Origin of the sequence: Limoniibacter endophyticus (genome assembly GCF_014652835.1) — a bacterium.
GTDB lineage: Bacteria > Pseudomonadota > Alphaproteobacteria > Rhizobiales > Rhizobiaceae > Limoniibacter > Limoniibacter endophyticus.
The window spans coordinates 119,960-143,647 of the sequence record NZ_BMZO01000011.1; the positions used below are offsets into that span (position 1 = coordinate 119,960).

General features: G+C 55.0%; 31 protein-coding genes. 7 read left to right on the plus strand and 24 right to left on the minus strand.

Annotated features, from left to right (window positions below; translation table 11 throughout):
- The first annotated feature begins 34 nt into the window (after positions 1 to 34).
- Both IE151_RS15940 and IE151_RS15945 read left to right on the plus strand, forming a co-directional pair.
- Positions 35 to 328 (plus strand): hypothetical protein, encoded by a 294-nt coding sequence (locus IE151_RS15940; protein ID WP_189492463.1) that lies wholly within the window; start codon positions 35 to 37, stop codon positions 326 to 328.
- A 64-nt stretch (positions 329 to 392) separates the two neighbouring features.
- Positions 393 to 1,019: a hypothetical protein gene (locus IE151_RS15945; RefSeq protein WP_189492466.1), complete on the plus strand. Its 627-nt coding sequence runs from the start codon at positions 393 to 395 to the stop codon at positions 1,017 to 1,019.
- Between the two features lie 56 nt (positions 1,020 to 1,075).
- On the opposite strand, the gene IE151_RS17840 is transcribed toward IE151_RS15945, so the two are convergent.
- From IE151_RS17840 to IE151_RS16005, 14 genes are all read right to left on the minus strand, one after another.
- A complete protein-coding gene (locus IE151_RS17840) occupies positions 1,076 to 1,201 on the minus strand; it encodes a hypothetical protein (protein ID WP_280517248.1) in 126 nt (41 codons plus the stop codon).
- Between the two features lie 341 nt (positions 1,202 to 1,542).
- A complete protein-coding gene (locus IE151_RS17995; protein ID WP_428978141.1) occupies positions 1,543 to 1,812 on the minus strand; it encodes a phage tail assembly chaperone in 270 nt (89 codons plus the stop codon).
- A gap of 44 nt (positions 1,813 to 1,856) precedes the next feature.
- A complete protein-coding gene (locus IE151_RS15950) occupies positions 1,857 to 2,282 on the minus strand; it encodes a hypothetical protein (RefSeq protein WP_189492468.1) in 426 nt (141 codons plus the stop codon).
- Positions 2,282 to 2,803, minus strand: a complete 522-nt coding sequence (locus IE151_RS15955; protein WP_189492470.1) for a hypothetical protein — start codon at positions 2,801 to 2,803, stop codon at positions 2,282 to 2,284. Before IE151_RS15955 ends, IE151_RS15950 begins: the two co-directional genes overlap by 1 nt.
- A gap of 38 nt (positions 2,804 to 2,841) precedes the next feature.
- A complete protein-coding gene (locus IE151_RS15960; RefSeq protein WP_189492472.1) occupies positions 2,842 to 3,279 on the minus strand; it encodes a phage tail terminator-like protein in 438 nt (145 codons plus the stop codon).
- A gap of 168 nt (positions 3,280 to 3,447) precedes the next feature.
- On the minus strand, positions 3,448 to 3,864 hold the full coding sequence (locus IE151_RS15965; protein WP_189492474.1) for an HK97 gp10 family phage protein: 417 nt from the start codon (positions 3,862 to 3,864) through the stop codon (positions 3,448 to 3,450).
- 4 nt (positions 3,865 to 3,868) lie between these two features.
- Positions 3,869 to 4,897, minus strand: coding sequence for a phage minor head protein (locus IE151_RS15970; RefSeq protein WP_189492476.1), 1,029 nt, complete (start codon positions 4,895 to 4,897; stop codon positions 3,869 to 3,871).
- 8 nt (positions 4,898 to 4,905) lie between these two features.
- The gene (locus tag IE151_RS15975; protein WP_189492478.1) at positions 4,906 to 5,274 is read right to left on the minus strand and encodes a hypothetical protein; all 369 of its coding nucleotides are present in this window, start codon (positions 5,272 to 5,274) and stop codon (positions 4,906 to 4,908) included.
- On the minus strand, positions 5,274 to 5,735 hold the full coding sequence (locus IE151_RS15980) for a DnaT-like ssDNA-binding protein (RefSeq protein ID WP_189492480.1): 462 nt from the start codon (positions 5,733 to 5,735) through the stop codon (positions 5,274 to 5,276). The genes IE151_RS15975 and IE151_RS15980 overlap by 1 nt, the downstream gene beginning before the upstream one ends.
- 344 nt (positions 5,736 to 6,079) lie before the next feature.
- Positions 6,080 to 7,096, minus strand: coding sequence for a DUF2806 domain-containing protein (locus IE151_RS15985; RefSeq protein ID WP_189492483.1), 1,017 nt, complete (start codon positions 7,094 to 7,096; stop codon positions 6,080 to 6,082).
- Positions 7,097 to 7,213: 117 nt separating this feature from the next.
- A complete protein-coding gene (locus IE151_RS15990; RefSeq protein WP_189492486.1) occupies positions 7,214 to 7,600 on the minus strand; it encodes a hypothetical protein in 387 nt (128 codons plus the stop codon).
- Positions 7,600 to 8,622, minus strand: coding sequence for a major capsid protein (locus tag IE151_RS15995; protein ID WP_189492489.1), 1,023 nt, complete (start codon positions 8,620 to 8,622; stop codon positions 7,600 to 7,602). The genes IE151_RS15990 and IE151_RS15995 overlap by 1 nt, the downstream gene beginning before the upstream one ends.
- 14 nt (positions 8,623 to 8,636) lie before the next feature.
- Positions 8,637 to 9,002 carry a head decoration protein gene (locus IE151_RS16000; protein WP_189492492.1) on the minus strand — a complete coding sequence of 122 codons (366 nt, stop codon included), beginning with the start codon at positions 9,000 to 9,002 and terminating at the stop codon, positions 8,637 to 8,639.
- Positions 9,003 to 9,005: 3 nt separating this feature from the next.
- The gene (locus IE151_RS16005) at positions 9,006 to 10,133 is read right to left on the minus strand and encodes a DUF2213 domain-containing protein (RefSeq protein ID WP_189492494.1); all 1,128 of its coding nucleotides are present in this window, start codon (positions 10,131 to 10,133) and stop codon (positions 9,006 to 9,008) included.
- A 38-nt stretch (positions 10,134 to 10,171) separates the two neighbouring features.
- Here IE151_RS16005 and IE151_RS16010 point away from each other — a divergent pair, with 38 nt between their 5' ends.
- Entirely contained in the window at positions 10,172 to 10,894 is a 723-nt protein-coding gene (locus tag IE151_RS16010) for a hypothetical protein (protein WP_189492497.1), read from the plus strand.
- On the opposite strand, the gene IE151_RS16015 is transcribed toward IE151_RS16010, so the two are convergent.
- The 3 genes from IE151_RS16015 to IE151_RS16025 all read right to left on the minus strand — a co-directional run bounded on the left by IE151_RS16015 (position 10,891) and on the right by IE151_RS16025 (position 14,654).
- Positions 10,891 to 12,747 (minus strand): anti-CBASS protein Acb1 family protein, encoded by a 1,857-nt coding sequence (locus IE151_RS16015; RefSeq protein WP_189492501.1) that lies wholly within the window; start codon positions 12,745 to 12,747, stop codon positions 10,891 to 10,893. The genes IE151_RS16010 and IE151_RS16015 overlap by 4 nt on opposite strands.
- A gap of 7 nt (positions 12,748 to 12,754) precedes the next feature.
- Positions 12,755 to 14,122, minus strand: a complete 1,368-nt coding sequence (gene terL, locus IE151_RS16020) for a phage terminase large subunit (RefSeq protein WP_244636827.1) — start codon at positions 14,120 to 14,122, stop codon at positions 12,755 to 12,757.
- Positions 14,123 to 14,189: 67 nt separating this feature from the next.
- Positions 14,190 to 14,654 carry a terminase small subunit gene (locus IE151_RS16025; protein WP_189492504.1) on the minus strand — a complete coding sequence of 155 codons (465 nt, stop codon included), beginning with the start codon at positions 14,652 to 14,654 and terminating at the stop codon, positions 14,190 to 14,192.
- Here IE151_RS16025 and IE151_RS16030 point away from each other — a divergent pair.
- Complete coding sequence (locus IE151_RS16030) at positions 14,653 to 15,345, plus strand: hypothetical protein (RefSeq protein WP_189492507.1); 693 nt, start codon at positions 14,653 to 14,655, stop codon at positions 15,343 to 15,345. The genes IE151_RS16025 and IE151_RS16030 overlap by 2 nt on opposite strands.
- A gap of 223 nt (positions 15,346 to 15,568) precedes the next feature.
- Positions 15,569 to 15,814, plus strand: coding sequence for a hypothetical protein (locus IE151_RS16035; protein WP_189492510.1), 246 nt, complete (start codon positions 15,569 to 15,571; stop codon positions 15,812 to 15,814).
- A 261-nt stretch (positions 15,815 to 16,075) separates the two neighbouring features.
- Here IE151_RS16035 and IE151_RS16040 read toward each other — a convergent pair whose 3' ends face one another.
- Positions 16,076 to 16,735, minus strand: coding sequence for a hypothetical protein (locus tag IE151_RS16040; protein ID WP_210310907.1), 660 nt, complete (start codon positions 16,733 to 16,735; stop codon positions 16,076 to 16,078).
- Positions 16,735 to 17,181 (minus strand): hypothetical protein, encoded by a 447-nt coding sequence (locus IE151_RS16045; protein WP_189492516.1) that lies wholly within the window; start codon positions 17,179 to 17,181, stop codon positions 16,735 to 16,737. The genes IE151_RS16040 and IE151_RS16045 overlap by 1 nt, the downstream gene beginning before the upstream one ends.
- Before the next feature lie 59 nt (positions 17,182 to 17,240).
- Here IE151_RS16045 and IE151_RS16050 point away from each other — a divergent pair, with 59 nt between their 5' ends.
- The gene (locus IE151_RS16050) at positions 17,241 to 17,519 is read left to right on the plus strand and encodes a hypothetical protein (protein ID WP_189492519.1); all 279 of its coding nucleotides are present in this window, start codon (positions 17,241 to 17,243) and stop codon (positions 17,517 to 17,519) included.
- A 50-nt stretch (positions 17,520 to 17,569) separates the two neighbouring features.
- Here the strand turns inward: IE151_RS16050 and IE151_RS16055 are convergent, their stop codons facing one another.
- The 3 genes from IE151_RS16055 to IE151_RS16065 are packed head-to-tail and all read right to left on the minus strand — an operon-like array spanning position 17,570 to position 19,859.
- Complete coding sequence (locus tag IE151_RS16055; RefSeq protein WP_189492520.1) at positions 17,570 to 18,037, minus strand: helix-turn-helix domain-containing protein; 468 nt, start codon at positions 18,035 to 18,037, stop codon at positions 17,570 to 17,572.
- The gene (locus tag IE151_RS16060) at positions 18,034 to 18,408 is read right to left on the minus strand and encodes a hypothetical protein (protein ID WP_189492523.1); all 375 of its coding nucleotides are present in this window, start codon (positions 18,406 to 18,408) and stop codon (positions 18,034 to 18,036) included. Before IE151_RS16060 ends, IE151_RS16055 begins: the two co-directional genes overlap by 4 nt.
- Positions 18,405 to 19,859, minus strand: a complete 1,455-nt coding sequence (locus IE151_RS16065; protein ID WP_189492525.1) for a DnaB-like helicase C-terminal domain-containing protein — start codon at positions 19,857 to 19,859, stop codon at positions 18,405 to 18,407. The genes IE151_RS16060 and IE151_RS16065 overlap by 4 nt, the downstream gene beginning before the upstream one ends.
- 41 nt (positions 19,860 to 19,900) lie before the next feature.
- Between IE151_RS16065 and IE151_RS16070 the strand changes: the two genes are divergently transcribed.
- Complete coding sequence (locus tag IE151_RS16070) at positions 19,901 to 20,545, plus strand: hypothetical protein (protein ID WP_189492528.1); 645 nt, start codon at positions 19,901 to 19,903, stop codon at positions 20,543 to 20,545.
- A 2-nt stretch (positions 20,546 to 20,547) separates the two neighbouring features.
- Here IE151_RS16070 and IE151_RS16075 read toward each other — a convergent pair whose 3' ends face one another.
- Together IE151_RS16075 and IE151_RS16080 are read right to left on the minus strand one after the other, a co-directional pair.
- Entirely contained in the window at positions 20,548 to 21,120 is a 573-nt protein-coding gene (locus IE151_RS16075) for a RuvC family protein (RefSeq protein WP_189492531.1), read from the minus strand.
- Positions 21,117 to 23,687, minus strand: coding sequence for a DNA methyltransferase (locus IE151_RS16080; protein WP_189492534.1), 2,571 nt, complete (start codon positions 23,685 to 23,687; stop codon positions 21,117 to 21,119). Before IE151_RS16080 ends, IE151_RS16075 begins: the two co-directional genes overlap by 4 nt.
- Position 23,688 lies beyond the last annotated feature (1 nt).

The following is a 23,688-nucleotide window of genomic DNA, read 5'->3' on the forward strand; positions in this document are numbered from 1 at the left end:
AGGTAAGTTCGCGCCCAGATTTTCGGGGGCATGAATGATCATCAAACAGCGCTGGACACTATTCGGATATCTCGGAATAGTTTTCGTATTCGCTGGCCCGGCCCTTGCAGGGTATGGCTATTTGCAGATCGCCGATGCCGTCAGCGCCACATTAACCAACCCCTATTCCGCGCAATATCTAAACGTGAGAACCAGCTACTGGATGATTGGAGCCGGCGGGATAATGTCTTTGGCGTCACTGCCTATGATGCTGATTGGCCGATCACTGGAAACAGAGCCTGACGAGTTCACAACTCACGCTCCAGGGGGGCGCGATCCGAACTTCTAAGCCTTTCGGATAACTGGACTCAGCCGTATCCCTCTGTTTCATGCATCATGTAGTAGGGGGCATCATGAAACATTTCTATATCGCGCTAGCCGCAGGGCTGGCGTTAACTGGTTGCCAATACAAGGCCGAACCAGTCGCAATCGGCGCATTTAACGTCTACTCGTCTTACGAGAACAAATTGCCGGGAAAGTATCTTCTCTACGTTGATGCTTCTGCGCTCAATCAGAACGTCAAGCCATCGGATATGAACTGCGCCGCCCATTCGTATCCGCTTGAGCTTGCAGCGAGTTTCAAATCTTCGACGCGTCAGACACTCTCCAACCTTGTGGGCGAGTTAGAGTTGGTTGACACCCCACTTGATCGGTCAAAGCTTGCAGAACGCAACGCTCGCGGGATGATCATAGTCAAAGGCGAACAAACGATAGCTCGCATCCGTGTGATGCCGGGCTTCTGGTCGGCTACGCTTGAGGCAGACGTTGAAATTGTCTCATCCATCACCGTCGACGGGAAGAATGGACGCTTACTTGGCAATACCGTGTCGGGGCGCGGTGTTGCACAAGCTGATGCTGGAGCGTTCTGCGAAGGCGGTGCGAAGTCACTCTCGCAAGCCGCAAGCGATGCAGCACGCCAGGCACTTACAAGACTTGGAGAGGCGCTCAATAATTCTGATCGTGTCAGAACAGGCATGTAGAACGCACTTCCCGATGAGGAAAGACGATAGTGAGAAAGCTTATATTCCTTCTATGCTTAGTAGGGTGCGGTACCAATCAAGCGCCAGTAGCGGCCCCTGTTCATGTGCAACGCTTCACCGTGACAAGTGATGACGAGAAACTTGCCTGTCACGGAATATACATGCTCTTTGAAAGACAACATGAAATAGTCGCCGGGGTAACATGCGCTGATGGACGACAAGGCCGTCTAGCAATCTTTATCCACCCTGATGGGCATCCAACGACTGCCACTATGTCTTTGAGCGACGGATCAACGTCACATGCGACGTTTCAACCCGTCTCAAGAGGCGAAATCGCATACGGCAAGTCTACGAACCTGCGTGCCGCAGTGAAACCAGCATTTACAAGGGCGAGCACCCAAAACGATTATAAGCCAAAGCCTCGACAATTTACGAGCCGCAGCTACATACGGGGCCCCCGAGGCGGATGCTACTACTGGAACTCTAACGGCAACAAAACTTATGCAGACCGAAATCTCTGTCGCTAACCGAATATCGCATCGAACAACTCCGGCGTTAGAGGCCTGCTAGAAACAGTTGGCCGCTGATCCTCTGGTTTGTTCGCATACTCAAGATAGGCTTTATCCATCTCTCGGACGGCGTATTTGAAACACTCGCCGTCCACTTCATCCAGATCGTTGTGGCCTATCCAATTATCGATGGACGCTAGGGGTATAGGCCCAACACCCATCGATAATTGTCTGTCAGTCGATAGCTCCCAGAACGCAGACAGCCATCCGTATGTCCCAGGCATCAGATCTCCGTCGAGGATCAGATCATCGCCCGCGAGCGAGCGAGCTACGACTTCTTTGAGCCGTTTCCCACCATCTCCTTGTCAGCAGCGCGGCTATTATCAACGATGCGGGCTGCATAGATAACGGCATCCTGAACCACACCGAAATCAGGATCAGTGAGCCACTTCCTTGCCAGTTCGGCATCGTAAGCGATCAGCTTGCCACCTTCCGTGAACCCGTTCCAGTCCAAAAGTACAGCTTCGTAGAGGGTTTCACCCAAGACACGTAGCGAAGCTTCCTGTTTCAACGTGCCGTCTGGTTCGCGCTCATCACGTGTGATCTTCCGTTCCTTGCGAGAACGGATGGCGGAGACAGTCGGGCTGGACATGCCGCGCACGCGAAGACGCACGTCCCCCATACCGGGAATGTCGCCCACCCACTCGCCTGCCTCGACCTTCTTGCTGTCACGCTTAAGACCACCGATATCCATTATGCGCCTCCGATTGGGCCACCAGTTTCCGAAGCTGGCAAGCGAACCGTATTGCGATATTTGACGAGAGGGATTTCCACCATGCCGGTGGTATTGGCCTCACCGCCCTGCTCGACAGGCTCCTTCACGTAAGCCGCAAAGAGGCGGATAGAACCGTGAGCGTTGGCACCGACCGGAGCATCGGGAAACACGATCATGAACTCGCGCAGCCGCTTGTCACCAGCCGCGGCATAGCACTTGATCTGACCCGGATCCTCAGCGATCACACCAAAGGTATTTGACATTGTGCCAGGGTTCTTCGTTCCCATCTGCACGTCTTCATAGTCTTCATTGATATAGGGCTGAGTGATGGTTTGCTGGTCACCACCTAACGCGCCAGTGGAGGCCCATTTCGCGATAGGTGTCCAGTCACCAGATGTAACGTCGGAGAAGTCGTCAGCGGTGAGAAGCCCCATTGCTGGTGGAACGAAGAGGCCGCCCATGAAAATAAGCCTACCCGCCACAGGATACGTCTGAGCCATCGTACTGTCCTTTGATTGAGAGCTTGCCTAAGGCTCGGTCAGGCGAAGGCCTCGTATGAGACCGAGACGGGAACGAGCCACGATGGATCGTCCCTGATTGCTGTCGCGATATCCGGCTCTTTGGTGACACGAACGATCCTGCCGCCCGCCGTCATGCGGAAATCCATCGGAAAGTGTTCAGCGACTTTGCCGGCCAGCCTCGTTGCAGCTGATGCGCCACCATTCAGAGGCGTTGCTATCGTGATCTGGAGAATGCCCGGACGCCGATGCGTCGGATTGTTGATGAATAAGCGCTGCGATACATTCGGGAGATGATTGATCCGCAGATAGCTTGGAGGCTTCGGAAATTCCTTGCCTGTGGCGTCCTTGCCGGGAAAAGCGACGTTCGGCCATGCAATCGTCAGCCCGGTTACCTGTGCCAGCCCGGCAGCCCTTGCAAAAAGCGCTGTGTCGATATCTTCCGCAATGCTCGGCATGATGCTACCTGTCGATAATGGATAATCAGACCGCCCTTGACGATCATGAAGTCGCAGACCGCCTCCACCGGATGGCGTTCGAGCTTGAGGGTTTGCGTGGTCAGACGACGCGGGGCGATACCGCTCTCAAGACGAGTAAAGCGGCTCTGCTACTGACGATGGCTGGCCTTATCCACGCGAGCGAACAGCACTCTTCGCCTCCGCAGTCGCGCGATTGACATGGCTTTGCCAGTTCTGAACCGATAGGCGAACCATCCCGGCCCCTTGCCGCCCTTGCGCGCCGTATTCGACGGCAGCGGCATAGTTGGCAACGAACGAGGCGTAGATCGTGTCTCCGAGGTCAGCACCAGCGATAACCGCGGCATAGGGTGGCGCTTGGTAGCCATCACCCTCTGAACCTCGCATCGGAAGCGGACCATCCAGTGAGAGCGTCAAAGAGTTTCGAAGATAGCCGGTATCGATAGGCGTCCGCTCTCGCACGTCCTCGACGACATATTGCGCAGCGGTCTTGAATACAGCGATCATGCGCGTCTGAGTTTTGGCTACCCAATCATCAATCGTTGCTGAAAAGTTTTGCTGTACCATGGCGTTACGCCAGGTTGGTAAAGTATTCGATCCGGTAGTCTACGGCGCAACGGCAGTTGATCACTTCCCGCGCCGATCCGCTTGGATCACATGGGTACTGCAAGCCATTCGAGAACAGCTCATTGATGCCGACGCTTTCGCTATCAAGGTTGCGGTGGCTGTCTCTGGTACGATTGTCCTTCGTAGCGCGCCATATCTTCCGCACTTGGTTCGCCTGAACATTGCCTGAGGCGACAAGCTGATCGAACGTATCGCGATGCGAGGCATTGAGCGCGCCGATGGTTTCGGTTCTGGTAATCGTCTCACCACGCAGAAGCAGATAGCTATCGGACAGCTTGCCAATCATTCTGTCGATCAAATGAAGAGGAATTGGCTTGGCGTCACGGATGGCATCCTCAACAGCCTTTTCGAACTGTCTGCGACGATCCCTTCGCTTGAGTGTCAGATAATGCCGCAGCCGATCTGGATCACCAGACAGCAAGTCTTGTCGCGCCGTGGTAACGTATTCCTCTTGCTTTGACGTAAGGCCCAGTATACCGCCCGTACGCCGCCCAGTGGAGCGATCCACGCGTCCTACTATGTCGAGCGCCACCGAGCGAGGGTTTCGCCCGTATATGAGTCCCTGTGTCATGTGCTGGCGCGCAGCGAGAAGAACATCCTCGACAACCTGTACATTGCGACCAGATAGCTCGCGCATGAATTGCTCCGCACCCGGCGAACGGGCATCAAACCTCGCCACCAATCGAGCGCCATTCGGCTCACGCAGTATCGGCAACGCAGCAGTGGCAGCGATCCCGCCACCCACGAAAGCCTCTCTGACACCTTCCTCAAATAGCCGGAAAGCAACCGCATCAACATTCAGCGCGCGCAAGGCACCGTCGATATCACCACGCTCCAAGCGTTCAGCAATCCGTGTGATCTGCGCATTGCTTCGAAGATCATCAATAGCCGCGAGGAATGCAGCCTGTAGCAACGGCTCGAACTTCTCCGACAACAGACGCAAGCGCTGCCGCGCGTTGGGTTTACGAGCCATTTCAGTTCCTATGCTGCGACGAAAGCGATGTATGCGACGGGCAAACCAGCACCGGGTAGTGGTCGGAGGTCTTTGAGCACCCTCACCTTGCCGTCGACGGTGAACTCGTCAGACAGGGACGGCTCAAAGCTTGGGACCGCGAAGGTGATCTGATCCTCGGTGCCGACGATTAGCGTGCCGTCGATGAATTTCTGCTCGACGCGCTTCACCGTGGCTTGCAGCGTCTCTGTGGTGATAGTCGGTTCGCCTGGCACCCAAGGCGTTGTAGGATCAGGCTCACCCTGCACAATGCGAGATATCGTCACCATGCCCTGATTGAACCGGGTAAGCAGACGCGCGGCAGAGCCAGCCATTTTCGCATAGTCGAAGCCAGTCATCACACCACCATGATTGCCGGAACGTGCGTGTCTGTTTTCAGGAACGGTGCAACGAGTCCTTCGATGACGGTCAGTACTGGTTTTGCGTCCGCTACAGCATCGCCACCGGGGTTTGCGTATTGAACCTCGATCTCGCCAACCTTTTCACGAACGACCCGCCCTGCTCCGGTCACGATGATTGACAGCGAACCGGGCGTACGTAGCTCAGCCAGCGCGGCTTCGTACGCCGCATATTCGATGCGAGGCGGCACTTGATCCACGGCGATGCCCGGAACGCCTGTACGCGGCCAAGCGCGATCCTGAGTGGGGTCCGCAGGCTGACCTACGAACTTTGAGCCATAGGTGCCGTCAACGTACACGGAGCCGCGCATGAGCGCAGGAGCAACCGCACCAACTGGCACGTCATAGCCCATCGCCTCGGCATAGGCTGAAAATCCGTCTAGCGAACCATAGGGCGTCATATAAGCCTCGCAAATTCAGTGAGTTGTTCTTAAATCCAGCACAAACACTGGCTCACTTTTAAGGAACCGATTATGTCGCTAATGACGCTGATTGTTGCAGACCACAGTTCTCACACCTTCTCAGTCGAAGGGCCTATGAGTGATGATACAACTTGGACAGCCGCCGTTGCAGCCGCGATACACGAAGCCAAAAACGTAAGCTGCACCACGGGCTCAGAAAACCCGCGGAACGAAGCCGATGAATATATGAAACTGATGAGATACACTCAGGTAGCCAAGGGATCGATTGTAGCTAGACCGCTTTGAATAGAGTCTCGTTGGGAGCCACCCCTTTTGGCAATCCGCTACGCCGGGGACACAACCCCCATAGGTTTGTACTCATTATTTTCGATTTTATACCAAATGACCGACTGCGGAGGCATCACTTCAGCGATTTTGCGCGATATCTTTGAGAAATTCATCGCTTCGTCAGCTATTAGAATTGAAGCTACTGCCTCCCCTTCTGTACTCAGCACGTATGTCGGTATCGCCGCATTATTGCCAGTAATTCTGATAGGATCGGTATTTTCGAAAGAATTAGTATCTTTAATCTTGGTCCGCAGGATACCTATTGCCCAAATCCCTATATGTCGAAGAAACAGCCCTTCGCCATTTTGCATTTCCTCCTCGGAAAAGGGCAAAGACTGCCCCAAAGAAGCGGGCACTATCAAACCTGAAGCGCTCAACTCCTCTAGCTGCATTGTTGGTATTTCTTCCACTAAACATTTTGGGATGAATTTACCTATCCGCCTTTGAACCAACCCTTCGAATAGTTGAGCAACGTCTGGAGATAGTTCGTCAACGATGCGCATAACTTTACCAGTGAAAGTACCCGGCCTTTTAGCCTCGGCTGCTAGCACCTTACCCCAGCGCTGGCGAAGCTCCTCGGTCGAAGCGTTTTCACTGTAAGTCTCAAGCTTGTCCAAAAACTCTGACGAGAGAGGAACATCCGTTTCCGGTCCTCCGTCATCGGGATTGGCTTTCAATTCCAAGAAAGCTTCGAGTGCAACGGCGTCTTTGTTCTCTTGCTGTCTAGCAATTTTGTTCAGATGAGTTTCAAGAGCACGGTCTGCGAAAGCCTTGTCCTTCCCCATCCGCGAGACGAACTCGCCCAATAGGACTTCGCTCAGCATCTTCTCCCCTTCTATACGTAACCTGCGTCGTTGATTGCGCTCTTCCATGGGAAGGTTGACCATGTCGACAAAATTTCCAAGAAGACGATCTAGGCCCGCAACGGATCGGCTATTTGTAGTAGCCTTCACACCATTTTCTGTAAGCTCAGCCGATATTGAAGTTTCGCGATTAAGCGGATCATTAGACATACTGGTTTCCCCCATAGACATTGGGAGAAAAGAGAGATTCGCGTACGCCGTCGAGTCAACAATTCGGATTATCCCGAACGAGTGATGGGAAGGGGCGGTTCATCACCGCCCCCTCTTTCATTCAGGCTTGGTCAGTTCCACGACTTTGGCAGCTTTAGCTTCGTCATCGAGAGCGTTGAAGGCGTCGGCTTCATCCGTGCGGAAGTTCTTGCCGATTGACTGTCCGTTCGTGTCGACAATGCCCCACCAGCCGCCGCCCTTATCATGGGCAGTGAATGGGGGAACCGGCTCAGATGGAGGCGTCTGCTCTTTCTCAGGCTTACCCTTCGAAATCAGCTTCACCTTCACGCCATCACGCGCGAAGGTATCGATCTGGGCCTCCGAAAGCTCGCGTGCGTTGAGCACGTCCGCTTCCTTGCCAGCCGCGACGACCTGATGACCGCCCCGAACCTTGAAGGCCTTATGAACGGGGCTGGTGTTGTTGACGTGGTAGGATTTCGTCATCACTTGACCCCTTTGCGCAGCACGTCAGGACGCTGGCAGAAATAGAGCGGGTAGCTGTAAAGCTCACCACGCGTCCACGCCTGCCGGTCGCGATCTGGGATGTTCATGGCATAGGTATCCTGACCCAAGGTGTTGACATATGGCCCGAACTCAGCCGGTGCCATCGCCTTCTTGAAGATGTCGCGCGCGCCGACCGGGAAGAACTTCGCTTCTTCCGGATCGATTGCCACGGTCGAATTATCATCCGTGCCACGATAATTGTGCCAGGTGATGCCGCCGAAGGTGAATGCTTCGAACGAACGATCCTGACGCAAATCGGCAGCAGCAGACCAGTTGAGATAGGTCTTCTCGACTTCGGCATGACTGATGAGCGCATCGTAGAAGTCGTCACCTGCCAGAGCATGCACGGTCGTACCCGGAGTGAACGCACCACCTGCGGATCGCGCCATTCCGCGGATAACCTCGGCACACTTGGCACGAAGCGCACCACGGCCCGGATTGGCATTATCCAGATCGAAGTCGATTGCAGCAGGCTCGGTGACGCCGAACTCGTTGAAGTAGTTGTAGATCACCGAAGTACCGTCTGCATCGAGCAGCAAGCCTTGCAGAGCGCCTAGGCGATGATACTCATGCGTCAGGTCCATGTCGTCACGAACCGATGCCATGCGGCGGAGATATTCAGTCTGCACCTGCGCAAACTCTGTTTCCGAGCCGAATGCACGAATGCCCTGAATTTCTTCCGCATAGAGCGTGAAGCCTTCCGCAAGACGAACGGTCTTGAGCGGCACGGCGTTGCGGGGATCAACGACCAGTTCCTTAGGCGGTGCGCCGATGGGGCTGGAAGGGATCAGCGTCAGCTTGCCGTCGCGACGATCAACGAAGACCGTGCGCGTGCGGACAGGCATCGGCTCAAAGATGTTGAGTGAGCCGAGCAGCTGCGCTTTATAGCCGACCTTGTTGACCGCGCCGGTAAGCGAAGTCATCGAGAAGGCCGAGCCGTTGAAGATATCCATAGATGCCATGGTAGTGGCCTCCTTTAGCGAACGATGATGCCGAGCGCAGCAAGCGCAGCGTTGGCGGTGGCCTTCGCAGCGTCGTCAGCGCCTTCGGGATAGATGAGATGCGCGCCGTTCACTTCGCAGTCGCGGGTGACGATGGTGCGTTTGACTGTGCCGATAGCAGCCTCGAACAGGATGCCTGCGACTTCCTCCGCGCCGGTCGACGCCGCAGCGTTGTATCGGACGAAGTTGCCGCCTGCCGTGAGCTTGCCGAGGATCGTGCCAGCGAGAAGACCAGGAGCCGCACCAGCAGCCACGGTGGCCTCATCGCGGGAGCGATACATGCCGTTGGCTTCCGACACGAGGAAGGTCGCCGTGCCGCGATTTTCGTTGAGCTGTGCCATGGGTTAGGCTCCCTTTTTTAGGTTCACGCCAGCAGCAGCGAACACGTTCTCGTTCCACGCATCACCGGTGACCACGGAGTGATCTTGCGTGCGCAGCGCTTCGCGTACGTTGTCGTTTGGCTGGGCGTCGTTGGTGAGCGCCTTGAACATGCCGGAGATTTCGGCTTCGGACGCATCCTTGACCGCTGCATCACCGAGGCGCGCCGTGACGGCTGCCTTGCGGATATCCGCATCGGACTTACCATCCGTGACGATGTTGCTGTCCAACGCCTTTGCGGAGGTCACCAGAGAGGCACGACCCGTCACCAGACGATCAATGTCTTCTGGCTTGAGGGCAGCATCTTCCAGCTTCTTCTTGTCGGCTTTGAGGGTGCCGATTTCTTCGTCCTTCTTGTCGAGATCGGTTTTGGCTTTGGTTTCCGCGTCAGCCAGCTTCTTGACGGCATCAGCGACAGCCTTTTGAAGCTTATCGATGGCCTGAGCGCCTTGATCGGTGGTCTGCACCGACAAGCCGTCCACGACCACAGTGCGAAGTGCATCACTCATCGTGATGGTCTCCTTATCGATGGTTGCAGGGATCGGGGCAGCGCCCCAGGTATTCGCGCTGTCGCCAACGCGAGCTTGAGACCCGGCACGGGCCTTTGTGACCAGCGCCAAGTGATTGATGCGGATAGACCGCTGAGACGCGTCGTAGGCCTCGCCAGCAGGCGTGACACCGGGCGTGAAATCGAACTCAGCGACATAACCGGCTGAAAGCTCACGCTTGCCGGCCTCGATTTGAGTGATTGCCGCAGCGTCCTTGAAAATTAGTGGAAGCTCTATCCAGTCATCCACCTGCTTTGCAGCAGTGCTGACCTCGCCTACCGAAAGCTCTTTCCAGTTATCAGCAGTCACCTGATCCTTCGGATGGTCGATGGTGATCGGCGTGTGACTGAAGCTTTGCAAGCTGTCCTTGGCGAAGACTTCCTCTGGCGCACGATAAACGCGCACCAGCTTCATTTCGGGCTTGCCAAGCTCATCGCCGGTGTACATCTGAATGCCGGTTCGAACGCATTTGGCAGTGACGATCAAATAGCCGTCATCAGTCCGGCGCGGCTTCCCCGCGACAGTGACACTATCCGTAAACTTCATTTAAACTGCTCCAGCAGGTAACAAGGCGAGGAGGATTAATGGAACCGCCAGTTAAGAGAACAAAAGAGGATTTTGCTGTTGCCGTGGCACGCGGAACGATAGCGTCCATTCCTATAGTTGGAGGTGGCGCTGTTGAATTCTTCAACCTCGTCGTTGGAGACCCTGCGCAGAAGCGTAGAGACGAATTCTATGAGAAACTTGTAACGCGACTTGGAGAGATTGAGGGGTCAATTGACGCCATCTCTCCTGAGAAACTTGCTAGTAACGAGCAGTTTCAAGCTACATTCATCGAATGCGCGCAAATATCTGCTCGGACAGTACACGAGTCGAAAAAGGAACTCTTACGAAACGCGATAATCAATTCGGCTATCGCGACGAATATGAACGAAACAGTCCGCGCATTGTTCGTGCAATTCACAGACCGGTTCACAGTTGATCACATCCGGTTGCTACGCATTTACAATGACCCCAAATCTGTCCCAGCGGCGGCGAAGCGGCTTGAAACATTAGGCATGGGTTCGACATTCGAAATTATCCGAGCAGCAGCTCCCGACCTAGCAAGAAACCAAGCAATATGCGAAATACTACTTAAAGACTTACAAGGGGCTGGCCTCATGGATGACGCGGGCTTACACACAACGATGAGCAGAGATGGCGTTGCAAGTTCGAGGACAACCGCGTTAGGAAAACTCTACATTGAGTTCCTCAGCGATCCAGAAACTAACAAGTTACCCAGTGGCATAGAATCCACTCCTTCTTAATCGCGAAGATCTTCGAAAATCTCCGGCCCAAGAATGATGCGACCCTGATATGGCTTGACCGTAGACAGGTCGATATCGCCGCCGATCTGGATTGAGATATGGGGCTGGTAATCAGGCCAGTCCCACGATGCCCCGGCCTCGATCATCGCCTTGTGTCGCCAGACAAGCTCGTTGGCCGTGATCAGCAGGGCTTTGTATTCCCCTTCCCGTCCCAAAGCCTCCACCTGACGCGGACCGCCTGCACTGATCTCCAAACGTGGCGACCAGCTTTCACCCATCTTGAACCAGTCAACGGCCTCGCGTGAGTAGGCAATGGTGACGTGCAGGTCTGGCACGATATCCGTGAAGCCCTGCTCCTTCGCCCACCGGACAATCTCGTCACGGTTCAGAACATCACGACGAACATAGAGTGTGCGTGGCGCGGCATCGTTGGCAGCTAGCCGTAGCTGTTGATCGCCATTGGCAGGAGTTGGAGTAATTGCAGCCGCTGCATCCTCACTGTCTTCATCTTCCTTGCTCTGCTTCGAGAGAGAGCCGTATTCGTCGATGGCCTTATCCAGACCGGGTAATGAGGCATCCTCCACGATCGCATTGACCAGACCATCGCTGAGAGCTTCGATAGGCATCAGTGCTGGCGACAGACCACCAGTACCGGCGATAGATCGTGCAGCGTCCGCCTTGTTCTTGAAGATTTCCGCCTTTTCCTTTTCGCTCATCTGCCAGAGCGGCGACCACGTGTAATAGATTTCGGCATCACGCTGGCCGAGAGCCGAGCGAATGATTGCTTCATCCAGATTGAACATGGCTGGCTGCATCTCCAGCGACTGCGACGAGGCGATACGATCATAGTAATTCTTCAGGTCGCTTTCGCCACTGGCGTTCAATCCACCTGGAGACTGACCAAATAGGCGCGTCATCGGGATATCAGCTGCACCAGACACATTCTGGAAGAATCGATCCATCAAATCAGGCAGTGATGCGAAACTCGCACTCTTGCGCTCATACGTCTCCTTGCCATCCAGAATGAGCATGCGGTTGATGCCCTTGGCCGTGGCAGCAAGGCGATAGCGCTCCGTTACCTTCCTCTCACCATCAGGCGTACCGACATAGGCCATGAGGCCTTCCATCGTGACCACGTCCACGTTCGCCTCAAAGATCAGGCTGGCGATATTGGCATTGGTGGCATCGGCCTGCTTCACAGCTTCGAATACTGAGGTCAGGACGCTATCACCCCAGGCAAACGATGCGCCGTTGGTGAAATCCTCGTCTGGCATCTCATTGCCATAGAAGATCACCAGTCGCGATGGATGGATGCGCGTGGCAGCACGATTGCCCGACACCACGACATAATCCTTTGGACGGCCATGCTCTGGCTGCAAGGGATCTGTTTCGATCTCGCCGGGCTGCAACTGCCGTGCCGACAGCACAGTGACAAACCGAATGCCGCGCTGCTTCACCTTCTCCAGATTAACCGGCTGGCTGGCATCGTCTCCAAGGTCGAAATACAGCGCAGCGCCGCCGAATAAGCGTGCCTTCTTGCGCGCCTTCAAAACCTTCGACTGGATACCGAGGCGCTTCTCTTCTGCCTCAATCTTTTCGATCTGCTCCTTGCCAGCCTGCCAAGCGCGCCATGCACGACAGCTATCAAGTGCCGGAATATCCACGATCTTGCGCGGCAGCCATGATCCACGGTAAGCGGCCACCAGTTGACGCTCATCATGTAGCGGGTCAGCATAGTATACAGACGCGGCTTTATCGCGCTCAGTACCCAAACCAGCCATAGCGTTTGCAAGTCCATCACCGACACGCCGAAGCACACCGCCATCTGGGCCATAGATCACAGGTGCCGACATGCGGGCCTCATAGGTTGTCTAGGTTCATGCCGAGGAACCCGCAGATATCCATCGCGGCATCAATGAATGGGTCCACCTGATCGTCAAACTGACCATCGGGAAACGCCGCTAGCTCGTTCTCGAACTCTTCCAGCCATGGAGCCGACTTTGGAAGAACGATCAAACCGGCAGCAGCGGCAGGCACAACGTCGAGCGCTCTGGTGTATTTGTCCCTGTCACGCTGGATCGCGATAACCGGGATTGCCTTACGACCAAGCGACTGGATCAAACCGGTGCCGGACACCTTGTCTTCGATCATCATCTTGCGAAGATGCCCGTAGCGATTGGCATCCATGTCTTTGCAACGCGACCACAGCGCATAGGCCGTCTTTTCAAGCTCCGGCGCTTCAAACCGACCGCGAACAACCTCCAGAAGATACGCGCGGTTATCGACGCCAGCCCCCCAATGCTCGAATACCGTAAAGTCGTTCCGTTCTTTGGTCTTTTGAGCCGTATCGGCATAGATCGCACGCCATGACAGGCGCGGGATTTCCTCGTAGCGCGGCATCAGCATGGGCTTGAACAGGTTCCCGCCTTCTACGGTCGGCTCCTGTGCGTATTGCCCTGAATAGACGTGCGGTGCAGCCTTGAGCGTATCGATCTGTGCAAGTGTGTGCTTCTGGTCCCATAGCGGGCCATTAGGCAGCCCATGCGGGATCATGGTCACCTCACCGGCAGGCGCTTGGCACTCCCCATCAATCAGGACAGGAAGCTTAAGCAGATGCCAGTGCTCGCCGGAATTCTTCAGCAGGTGCGCCACGAAGTCATCGATGTGCAGGCGCTGCATAATTACGATGACCGGCACATCCTCATGCGCAAGACGCGACTTGAAGGTGTTCTCCCATCGCGCATTGATGAACTTGCGCTTGGCATCCGAACTGGCGTCGTCTGGCTTTAGCGGGTCGTCGATGACCAGCGCGCCAGTGAAACCCGGCTCTGCAAGAATGCCAGCACGGAAACCAGTGATAGGCTCACCCGATGCAGCGGCGCGTAGATGCCCACCGTCAGTTGTGCGCCATAGGCCTTTCGCATCCGTGTCCGAACGCATTGAGACAGGCCAGTGAGCCTGGTAGCCCGGCAGGTTGATGACGTCCTTCGCTTTGCTCGAATTGTCGAGTGCCAGCGTCTGGGCGTAGCTCGCATGGATGAAGCGAGAGCGCGGGTTGATGGCAAAGCCGCGTGCGATGAAGTTGATAACCGCAAGCTCTGTCTTACCGTAGCCAGGCGGCACGTTGATGATCAGGCGCTTTATCTCACCGGAGAAAACCCGATCGAGTGTGTTGCAGATGACGCCATGGAACGGCGCTACCGAGAATGCCTGCCCCTCTTTTTCCAAAAAAAACTTCTTGGTAAAGTGGGCATGCGAACCGAGCAGCCCTTCCCGCTCAGCTTTACGATCCTCCTCAGACCGCCTCGCCTCCTTCTCCTGGCGTATCGCCGTCAACAAGGCCAATCTGGACAAGTGCACGTTCAAGAAGGTCTAGCTCCTCGTTGCTCATGCCCTTGAGCTTGGTTACGTCGACAGACGCAATGTGGCCGGAGTGCTGGTGCTTGGCAGGCGCATGACTGCCCTGCATCTTATTTGCCTCGCTGATGGCAGAGACAGCCACACGAGGGTCGTCTTTCTCCGCGGCATCAGTGATGCGCTTTAGGGCAGCAAGCCTGTCAGCGGCGTTCCATTCGGCTTTCTCGGACATCCTATTTCGTATCTCGTCAATCCTGCGAATGATGTTGACATTTGTTGACAACCTAGACGCTGCGGTCCTGTCCCCCTTGTAGCCTGCTTGAGCATAAGCTTCTGTCGCAGAAGCGCCCGCTGCAACTGCCTGAGCAAACTTCTCGTGACGTGTATTCGCAAGGACAGCCATGATCGATCCGTATGTCGCATTGGACAGAGAGACAGCACTCGCCTACTTAGATTTGGCAGCCCAACAAACCATGGCAAAGTGGGCCATGTGGACAGTAATTGTTTCAGGTGCGAGCGCATTGGTCAGCGCAGGGGCGCTGCTTGGACTCTTTCTATCTCTTCGCCAAACCCGACGTGCTATGCTGGAAGCTCGTTTCGCAAACGAAATACAAAGCCAGGCGTATGCGTTTGTCGAAGCCATCGAGCATGGGACTACAACCCCGTTTACAGCCCGCGTTACCAATACCGGTGCCACCCCGGCAACTCACTTTTTGATTGGCGCAAAGGCAGAAATTATCAAACGTGGATCGAAGCCCGCATCTGTGAAGGTTGACGAAATAAAGTTGAACATATGGACGCGTCTAGGAGCGCAAGAAAAAACTACTGTAGGCCTCGATGTTGAGGACCGGACGGATATCGAAGCGTTTAACCGCAACCATGTCGGAGACGACGAAATCTTATTAGTTTCAGGTCGATTGATTTACACGACGGTCCATAACCACGATCACCAAAGCCATTTCATGTTTTACGCCGATCGACAAAACAGTTCTGTCTTCAGGCGTCCAAATTCGAATCTTCCTACTTTCGAGCGGATGAAACTATCCAAAGCCGACAAGCAGAAGTTTCGGACCATTTGGGATGACGCAGTCTAGATAATCGGTGACGAGACCAGGCGACCGCCGGGCCGCTTATAAGTGTGTGGTTGACAGCGATGGCTGCTATCTCCGGTACAGCCCCGCACACTATCGCCTGAGTTTCCGCTGTTGCAGGATATGCAACACGCCGAAATGTAAATTGAAACTAGCGTTCACACTGAACCGTCTAGCGATGGTGTACTCCTGTTCCGTCACTAACAGGTCAATGAGGAATACACCTATGAAAGCTTATCTTTTGACTGCTGCTCTCGTTCTCGCCGCAACTCCTGCTGCCTTTGCTTGCACCGCAGAAGAAGCGACCGCTAAAGCTACGGAGGTATCTCAGAAGATGCAGGAGCTGGCTGCGAAGGACCCGCAGAAAGCAAGTGAAGTCGCTCAGAAGATGGCATCCGCCCAATCTCAGACCGCTACCGACCTAGCCGGTGCGTGCAAGGTTTACGACGATCTCCTTGCCGAGCTTAACTAAGCCTTTCGGAATTGGCGGCGCGATCGAGGCGCGCCGCCATCACATTAGTGATTTCACATACGTCGAATGTAGCACGAACGCCTCCTGAACAAGCAGAGAATATCGGGAGGAACCTTACAAGAACTTCTTTCGATAAAACATGCGTAAATTTAATCGAACTAAAGTTCTTAAGTTACTACGCGATGTTTTCATCAATTTTATCGGCAGCATTTCTATATTTCTTCACGCTGCTCTGGCAAAGTGATCATGACCACGATCCATTCAAGCCGCAGTCTTTCGTTGCCTATACTGCTCTCGACGTTTGGCGTTTCGAGCCTCAGCCCAGTCAAAATCGTGAAGACCATCATCGAAGTGCAAGGGCTTAGCATCAGGTGCCATCCAGTGCCGCTCAGTCCGCCTTTCGTCCGGCGCACCTTCGCCTAGTGTAATTGCTTTATGCTCGAAATCAGCCTCGTCCTGCAAGGTGCAGGTTTCATGATTTCCTTTATGCTGCAATGGCTTACAATCAACAAAGAGTAAAATTTCCTCGACTGCACGGTCAGCACACGCTTTTCCGTAATTTCGATGGATACCTTCATCCTTCTTGCACCAGGCACTGAATGAGCGAGGTCGTTCCATCTTGGACCGGGCATAGGCCCAGAGGCATCGGCGATCACGCTCCCGCCTCACCTGCTTCATCAGATCGTTGCAAAGCTCCCATGACGACACATCCTCCGCGCTCACACGACCGTTCATGCCTGTCCAGAACGCCCGTCGATGCTCTTCAAGACGCTCTGTTCCCCATTGACGCATGTCCTCAAAGCTATGGACATAGCCAAAGCTTTGCGACTTGACCTTCTTCGGTCGTTCACCGTTGGCCGGCATCTTCGCTTCCGTTTCAGCACCTTTGATGAAGAGTTCCAGAATGAAGCCGGCGTCCATCATAGTCTCCTGTCATCCAAAAGATCGGGCTGAGCCGATAAGGCGCTGAATTTACGAACCATTCTTTCAAATATCATACCGCCAAGGGCGTGTCTTTTAGAGATCACCCCCTCAAGCCCGAGACACCAATATTGTAGCTGTCCTAGCGGCAAACTATCGAAGAACGCATACCACTGCTCCACATCGTTCTGAATGATCGAAGGGAAGTTGCGCTCCGCTGCAATAAGCATGTCCGATACGCACCAAAGCGCCGTCTCATCGAGCTGCGCCTTATTGTTAGCTGTTTCTGCCAGAGTGCCTAACACCATCCGAGCATGGGGTTCACCCCTTCGCTTTATGATGCGCTCGATTGTTGTAGGTGCACGTGTTTCTCCTACCCCCGGCACCACGTTCGCCGGGATGATGCGGATGCCAAACTCCTCACAAATATCCGGCGCAGAGATCATGCGGCGCTCGCGTGGGAACGTTCGACGGTTACCTCGGTTGATTTCGACAGGAGGTAACCATGCAATCTAACCAAAACACACCGCCCACCCGTGGCCCCGGCGCTGCCGGCGTACCAGAAAGCGATGAACGCGATACCACGGATACCGAGCGCGCCGAGGATAGCCCGGCACCGAAAACGAGCGGTGCTGCTCCGCAAGGTAAAGAACCGCTCCCGAATCCAATAGCCGACCGCAACCCGCAAGGCCCGCGGGAGGCAGGCATAACCCCTCGGCCAACTGACAAGCCAGTTATTGGCGGCGACAACGTTCCGGAGGAGGCTGATCCAAGGGATGTTTGAATTTTGTGAGGGCATCATGGCGGTGCCCTCTTCAACTTTTGCTCGGCCGATCATCGGGCATTCCTTAAACGACGGCCCATTGCTGCACGTCGCTCCTGGTGAGCGCGTATGCCGTGTAGGATGGTCGTGTGATCACGATCCATTCGCCTCCCAATTTCTGGCTTTGAAAGGGTCGTTAGTCGAACAGTCCAGTACATGACGAATTGTCGTGCCTGGACGATCCGAACCTCACGTCCACGTGCATGAAGCTGCACGCGAGTTAGCCCGAAGAGCTTACAAGCGCGGGCTTCGATGCGCGCATAGGTCGGGCGATACGTCTTTCTCGGCTTATGTGGACGAAGATCAACCTCGATTATCCTAAAACTCGCCACAGCGGCCTTGATACGCAATGCCCTCTGCTTACGATCATCTTCCAGTCGCGATGTCTCTCTCTGCGCTGCAAGGGCTGCCTGATGGCGCTCAAGAGCTTTACGGCGGATGCCTGCCTCTGTGTGGCTGTAGGATAGCGCGCGGGTCATCTCCGCTTCCTCCGCATTTCTACCTCAACCTGACGACCACCCTTTGCGAATACCGTTTTGGATGGCGCCGAAAACACACGCTGGCGCTCTGCTAAAGCTTCCTGCTCCCGCCGTTCACGCCAGCCGATGATTTCAGCGGCCAATACGTTGCTTTCATCGGTCGCCATTTGTTCAGAGCGGATTTGAGGATTGAGCAATGCTGTCAGGTGGCGCTTTGCCTCTTCGCGCGCTGCGTGGGCTGTGTCGAACTCGACAGGCACTTTGTTCCGGATGATGAAGCGCCAGCGCTCACCTACGAATAAGCGATACAATGGCCGGTACTTCGACCCGTATGGCATCTGCGAATGTTCGGGCATGAATTCTTTGGTCATAGGAAGCCCTCGAATGCTTCATCCAACTGTTCGGACGTGGAAAGGAATTGCGTGTATTCGCCGTCGAACCTGATCTCAGGCGATTTGCCTGGCTCGCCTCTTCGGCGCTTGTGATTGATGATCCATGCTCGGCTTCGGCACTGCTCGAGCTTGCCAAGCATGACCTGCTTCTTTGTGAGTTCGCCTTCCCTGACGCGCTCGGGCGGCATGGTCGGTATAAGCTCCTGATAAAGAGGTTCAGGTCGATACAATGAGAACCAAACATCCAGGTTCTGCTTCACAGAGCTGCCGCCGTAGGCATCGCCCATGATCGGACGGATTGAGCCGCCAGCCTTCCAACGGCCTTTCCATTCGTCGTTACGCTGAATGAGGATGACGATCGCCACGTTCAGATTTTTGGCGATGGCTTTGAGGCCGCGATAGAGCGCGTTGACACGCTCCGCGAACATATCCTTTGGGTTTGGCAGGCTGATCATCTTGGCATGATCGATAACGATCAGATCCAATCCGTGGCTCTTCACCATCGCTTCCGCTTTGATGCGGATGTCCGACAATGAACACTCACCAAAGCCGACGATGTAAAAGGGCAGATCGGTTGATGATGCGATTTCGCGCTCAAGGTTCGCAGTTTCCTGAGTATCGAGCGTGTAGTTGTCGATCCTCGAAAGTGAGATGCGCGTGCTTTGTGCCGCGGCCTGCAGAGCTGCTTCTTCCTCAGTAACTTCGATCGAGAACAGTGCCGATTTGAAGCCGCGTTCCGCCGCAAAACGGCATTGCTGCAAGCTCAAAGAAGTCTTGCCGCCGCCACTATCAGACATGAACCCGATCAGGTTGCCGCGGCGGATATCGCCAAGCGCACCAGACATTTCCGGAAGAACCCAAGGAATGCGCGCGGCGGTATTGTCGCTGTCCTGCGCTGCCTTCGTTACCGCTGCTGGTAGCAAAACCCCGTACTTTGTCGATCCGGCGCGCTCGTTGCCTTCCTGCGCAATCCTTGTCAGTTCCCCGGCGGCGTGCGCGATGATCTTTTCCGGTGTCATGTCGATCGGCATGGTGCGCGCCATTTGGATAATATCTTCCATCTGGCTGATGATCTGGCTTCGCGCCCACACCTCGATGATTGCACGGCCATAGTCATATGCATTGATGACCGTCACGGCCTCCGCCACGAGCTGCACGAGATACTGCGCAACGGTAATGCCACCGATCATTTCAGATGCAGGAAGATATGGCTTGAGCGTGATCGGGTTAGCTGATCGACCTTGTGAAACCATCGTGCCGATCGTCTCATAGATACGCTTGTGAATGTCTTCCATGAAGTGGATCGGCTTGAGAAAAGCAGCCACGCGCCAGTAAGCGTCCGAGTTCTGCATCAGTGCGCCCAACAGGGCCTGTTCAGCCTCAAGTGCGTCGGGTAGAGCTGGTTTCACATTACCGGAATAGGCGTTCATAAAGCCTGCCCTTCCCGCAAAAGTGTTGATCGAGGGATAATATGTTTGGTCACAAGTTCAGCGTAGCGGCCTTTTGGGCCCTCGCATTGCTCGGAATCATTTTGATTGGCCACACATGGTTTGGACTGTACGGCTATAAGCCGTCTTGGTGCCTCGAAGGTGAAACTCCGACGCTTTGTACGAGAGAATGGCTTTCTGCTTTTAGTGGATGGGCAGCAGCGATCGTAGCAGGAGCATCGATAATTGCGATTATTGGCCAGCTCGATCAACAGCGCAAACAGACCGCCTATCTTCTTGGCGAAGCAGAACCTTCGATAGATATCGAGCGCCTCGCGCCTCTCAGCCTGAGCATCAGGGTAGTAAACTGGAACCGACGCAAACTGACATTTAGATTTGATGTCTCTAACGAGAGTGAAAAAATCGAACTTCGAAGCATGAAGAAAAAGACGGAAACAGAGCCTAGTTTTCGTGACGCTTCCTTCCTTTACCCCACCCTCCTTCCAGGGTGGGAGGACAAGCAGCAAAGGCCTTCGTTTGCTGAGCTCCAGATTGAATTGGAGGACCCAATTGACGACAATTTGGTGGACGTCGAGCTTAGGATAGAAACTAAGTGCGAGTTCAGTGGTCGCAGCCTGGCGAAAATTAGCCAATCCCACGCCATCCCACCCTGGGGAAATAAAGAGTGACACTACGCCGCCCTCCTCTCGACTTCGAGCATCTTGGCTGCTTGAAGCTGGGAGCCTGCGAAAGCCACGCCCACGGCATCAGCCATGTCGTCATTCGTGACGATGATTTTCAGTTGTGAGCACCGGTCGCGAACGGCTTTCTTCCAGTCCGTCCGCTGCCAGCCCCTGCGGGTACCAAACCCTAGGAACTGCTTTCGCCAAGAGACTGATGGGATTGTGGCAAATGGCAGATTGTAGGCACCAATGATTGCAGACACAGCCCCAACCATCTGATTGCTCGAGATCACTGCGTTTAGGCCTGATCCTGCCGCTTCCTCGACTGTCTCCTCGCCCATGAACTTCATGCTGCGTTTTTGTTTCGTAGGCTGCGTGCGGATTGGCATTTCGATCACTACGAAGTCGGGGCGCTTCTCTTTTATGAGCTTCACCAAGCCACGGCCGAGCGTGGCAGCCTTGTGCTCGTAATCATCGCCAGTCGCCTTGATGGTACCGGCGCGGATTGCGCTCAATGATGCTTGAGTGTCGTAATACGCCCAGCCAGTGGCTTGAGCAGCGTCAAGGCCCAGAATGATCATGCTGCAGCCTTCTCTACGTCCAGAGCATCGAACAGGCTTGGCGTGGTGACATGCCGGGCAGCGGCTTCGACGTATTTCACGCCGTCGAGGAAGTAGCCCTTGTTCAACTCGACGCCGACGCCCTTGCGGCCGAGCTTCACGGCACGGAACGGTACCGTCATCAGTCCGCCAAATGGATCGAAGACGGTTTCGCCCTTCTCGGTGTATTGCGCGATTGCTCGGTCTACGATGTCGTATTGAAGCGGACAGAGATGCATTTCCTGCCCCTTGCGCGCCTGCTCTGCGTTGATCGTGAGCATTCGTGCAACATCGGTCCAAATCTCAGGGTGAACACTATGCGGCGGGAGAAGCATGAAAGTTGGCGGAAGCCGCCCGCTCATCTCGAGGTTTTCGGCAATCGTCACATGATGCTCGAAATCGTAGACTGCGGTTAGGTTATAGGCCTTCCAGACCTTGTAGACCTGATCGGCTTCGAGGCCATCCATGTCGCCAGGAAGAAGAGACCGATCACCACTCGAGCGCATGTAGCCGTGAGCATCGATCTGCCAGCGCGCGCGGCTGTAACCAAGCTCGTTCTTCCAATCCTTGGCTTCTGGGTCCCATTCCTTCTTTGGCTTGCGCACCTGGTTGTCGGCATAGCCATTGCTCCGATCCGTAGGAGGTTTGCGGAAGATCAGAAGATACTCCGGCACTCCACAGCCCATACGTGAGCCATCCTTGCACTGTTCAGACCAACCCAGACGATAGGTCTGGTTGTTCTCGCGCACCACGTCTGTCGTGATGGTCTTCATGCCGAGATATGCGAAGCCATGGCGCTGAAACTCGCGGATGCAATCGCAGTGGAGTGTCGAAAGCGTCTGGAAGCCGAAACCGTTGATGCCGCCCGGCACGATGCGATCTTTCACATGAATTGCAGCTATGCGACCAGGCTCAAGCACGCGAAGCAGTTCAGGGATAAGAAAACCCATCTGGTGCCAGAAATGCGGATCATCGTCGGTATGGCCGAAGTCTGCATAGTTCGGGCTGTATTCGTACTGCGTGGAGAACGGGATCGACGTTACGATGAGCTGCACCGATCCATCAGCCATACGTCGCGTTTCGTCTACGCAGTCATTATGCACGATCCGGTACTGACCGCCTTTCACTTCGATCCGTTCGACGCCCAGTGCACGAACAAGCGCCTGCTGCATTGCGATCTCTGACAGACCGTATTGCTTCACGATGTCGATCATCTTTTGAACCATCTCGTTGTGCTGACGCCATTTACGCTCAAGCGACCGTCGAACTTCGCGCTCTGCCTCGGTGTAGATGAGGTCCAAGCGAACAGCGGCCGATGCCTGGCCAAACCTGCGCAGGCGGTGAACTGCCTGAATGAAGTCGTTGAATTTGAAGCCGATGCCGAGGAACACGGACCATGCGCAGTGACGCTGCAGATTCGTACCCGACCCGAGCATGACCGGCTTTGCCCCTAGCTCTGCGATATAACCGTCAGCGAACTTACCGATCAGATCTTCTCGTTCGTCCAAGTCCTGCGAGCCGTAGACCGTGGCGAGGTTCGGAATGGAGCGCTCGAGGGCGTTTCTCTCAGCTTCCAGATCGTGCCAGATGAGACGATGTGCACCGGGTTCTTCCGCGCGCAATTCCATCAGCTTGTTAATTCGATCCGGCAGGCTGTCCCGTTTTTCACGCGCCATTGTCGAGAGATCGATCGTAGCTGTGCGGAACATACGCCCCTGCCCGTCACGCTCGTTTCCAGCACCGGCCAGATGATCAACGGGAAGCTCATGCCATCGGACATCAAGAGGTGGAAGATCGTAGCCTTCATCCGAGAAGGTCGGATCGAGGTCTGAGGGCTTGGTGACGAACAAGGCCCAGGATGCGACCCACAGCCAGAACTCTCGTTCCTTGTGCTGCATCAGGGTCAGATTGTCGGCCTTCTCGCTGTTCCGCTTGAAGAATCGTGTCTTCGCCTGACCAATATCCATCACATCGAGGAACCCGGCATAGCTAAGAAGCTCGATGTAATCATTCGGGCTTGGGGTGGCCGTCGCGACGAAGCGATACGGCACGTCCATGAATGTCCGAATAAACGTGCGGAACGTTTTTGTCCCTCCCATGCCACGCAGCACGGCCGCTTCATCCAAAGAAACACCCTCGAACTGCTCCGGGCTGATCTTGGCGTCTCGCACGCTCTCGTAGTTGGTCAGATAGACCGCAGGCCCGTCGATTTCGGCATCGGACTTGATAAACCGGAGGTCGATCGAGAATTTACCAGTGAAGCGCGTTGCTGCCTCGGTGATGAACTCCCGGCGAACACCGAGAGGAATAACGATCAGTACCGGCTTGTTTGTCTTGCGCCAGATGACACGCATTGCCTCGAGTTGCGTTGAGGTCTTGTGAAGACCAAAGCTTGCAAACCAAGCGCGACGGCCACCATTCAAACCCCAGGCCACCATGCGGCGCGTGTGAGGCTTGAGCGCGGGGTTCAATTCGCGCTCATCAATATCAAGCCCCCCAAACTTGGGAGCAATCGCCGCCTTAGCCTGTAGGAACTCATTATATCCCATG

Bases quoted from the DNA above. Each gene is read 5' to 3' on its own strand.
- IE151_RS16070 (WP_189492528.1), top strand. From the start codon at position 19,901: ATGTTTGGTCACAAGTTCAGCGTAGCGGCCTTTTGGGCCCTCGCATTG.
- IE151_RS15960 (WP_189492472.1), bottom strand. From the start codon at position 3,279: ATGCCGAGCATTGCGGAAGATATCGACACAGCGCTTTTTGCAAGGGCT.
- IE151_RS15945 (WP_189492466.1), top strand. From the start codon at position 393: ATGAAACATTTCTATATCGCGCTAGCCGCAGGGCTGGCGTTAACTGGT.
- IE151_RS15975 (WP_189492478.1), bottom strand. From the start codon at position 5,274: ATGACTGGCTTCGACTATGCGAAAATGGCTGGCTCTGCCGCGCGTCTG.
- IE151_RS15990 (WP_189492486.1), bottom strand. From the start codon at position 7,600: ATGACGAAATCCTACCACGTCAACAACACCAGCCCCGTTCATAAGGCC.
- IE151_RS16030 (WP_189492507.1), top strand. From the start codon at position 14,653: ATGATCGATCCGTATGTCGCATTGGACAGAGAGACAGCACTCGCCTAC.
- IE151_RS16010 (WP_189492497.1), top strand. From the start codon at position 10,172: ATGGAACCGCCAGTTAAGAGAACAAAAGAGGATTTTGCTGTTGCCGTG.
- IE151_RS16000 (WP_189492492.1), bottom strand. From the start codon at position 9,002: ATGGCACAGCTCAACGAAAATCGCGGCACGGCGACCTTCCTCGTGTCG.
- IE151_RS16015 (WP_189492501.1), bottom strand. From the start codon at position 12,747: ATGTCGGCACCTGTGATCTATGGCCCAGATGGCGGTGTGCTTCGGCGT.
- IE151_RS15995 (WP_189492489.1), bottom strand. From the start codon at position 8,622: ATGGCATCTATGGATATCTTCAACGGCTCGGCCTTCTCGATGACTTCG.
- IE151_RS15955 (WP_189492470.1), bottom strand. From the start codon at position 2,803: ATGGCTCAGACGTATCCTGTGGCGGGTAGGCTTATTTTCATGGGCGGC.
- IE151_RS16065 (WP_189492525.1), bottom strand. From the start codon at position 19,859: ATGAACGCCTATTCCGGTAATGTGAAACCAGCTCTACCCGACGCACTT.
- IE151_RS16055 (WP_189492520.1), bottom strand. From the start codon at position 18,037: ATGACCCGCGCGCTATCCTACAGCCACACAGAGGCAGGCATCCGCCGT.
- IE151_RS16005 (WP_189492494.1), bottom strand. From the start codon at position 10,133: ATGAAGTTTACGGATAGTGTCACTGTCGCGGGGAAGCCGCGCCGGACT.
- IE151_RS15985 (WP_189492483.1), bottom strand. From the start codon at position 7,096: ATGTCTAATGATCCGCTTAATCGCGAAACTTCAATATCGGCTGAGCTT.
- IE151_RS16060 (WP_189492523.1), bottom strand. From the start codon at position 18,408: ATGACCAAAGAATTCATGCCCGAACATTCGCAGATGCCATACGGGTCG.
- IE151_RS15970 (WP_189492476.1), bottom strand. From the start codon at position 4,897: ATGGCTCGTAAACCCAACGCGCGGCAGCGCTTGCGTCTGTTGTCGGAG.
- IE151_RS16035 (WP_189492510.1), top strand. From the start codon at position 15,569: ATGAAAGCTTATCTTTTGACTGCTGCTCTCGTTCTCGCCGCAACTCCT.
- IE151_RS15980 (WP_189492480.1), bottom strand. From the start codon at position 5,735: ATGACGCCCTATGGTTCGCTAGACGGATTTTCAGCCTATGCCGAGGCG.
- IE151_RS16045 (WP_189492516.1), bottom strand. From the start codon at position 17,181: ATGATCTCTGCGCCGGATATTTGTGAGGAGTTTGGCATCCGCATCATC.
- IE151_RS16040 (WP_210310907.1), bottom strand. From the start codon at position 16,735: ATGGACGCCGGCTTCATTCTGGAACTCTTCATCAAAGGTGCTGAAACG.
- IE151_RS15940 (WP_189492463.1), top strand. From the start codon at position 35: ATGATCATCAAACAGCGCTGGACACTATTCGGATATCTCGGAATAGTT.
- IE151_RS17995 (WP_428978141.1), bottom strand. From the start codon at position 1,812: ATGCCTGGGACATACGGATGGCTGTCTGCGTTCTGGGAGCTATCGACT.
- IE151_RS16050 (WP_189492519.1), top strand. From the start codon at position 17,241: ATGCAATCTAACCAAAACACACCGCCCACCCGTGGCCCCGGCGCTGCC.
- IE151_RS15950 (WP_189492468.1), bottom strand. From the start codon at position 2,282: ATGGATATCGGTGGTCTTAAGCGTGACAGCAAGAAGGTCGAGGCAGGC.
- IE151_RS15965 (WP_189492474.1), bottom strand. From the start codon at position 3,864: ATGGTACAGCAAAACTTTTCAGCAACGATTGATGATTGGGTAGCCAAA.
- IE151_RS17840 (WP_280517248.1), bottom strand. From the start codon at position 1,201: ATGTTGTCTTTCAAAGAGCATGTATATTCCGTGACAGGCAAGTTTCTC.
- IE151_RS16025 (WP_189492504.1), bottom strand. From the start codon at position 14,654: ATGGCTGTCCTTGCGAATACACGTCACGAGAAGTTTGCTCAGGCAGTT.
- IE151_RS16080 (WP_189492534.1), bottom strand. From the start codon at position 23,687: ATGGGATATAATGAGTTCCTACAGGCTAAGGCGGCGATTGCTCCCAAG.
- IE151_RS16075 (WP_189492531.1), bottom strand. From the start codon at position 21,120: ATGATCATTCTGGGCCTTGACGCTGCTCAAGCCACTGGCTGGGCGTAT.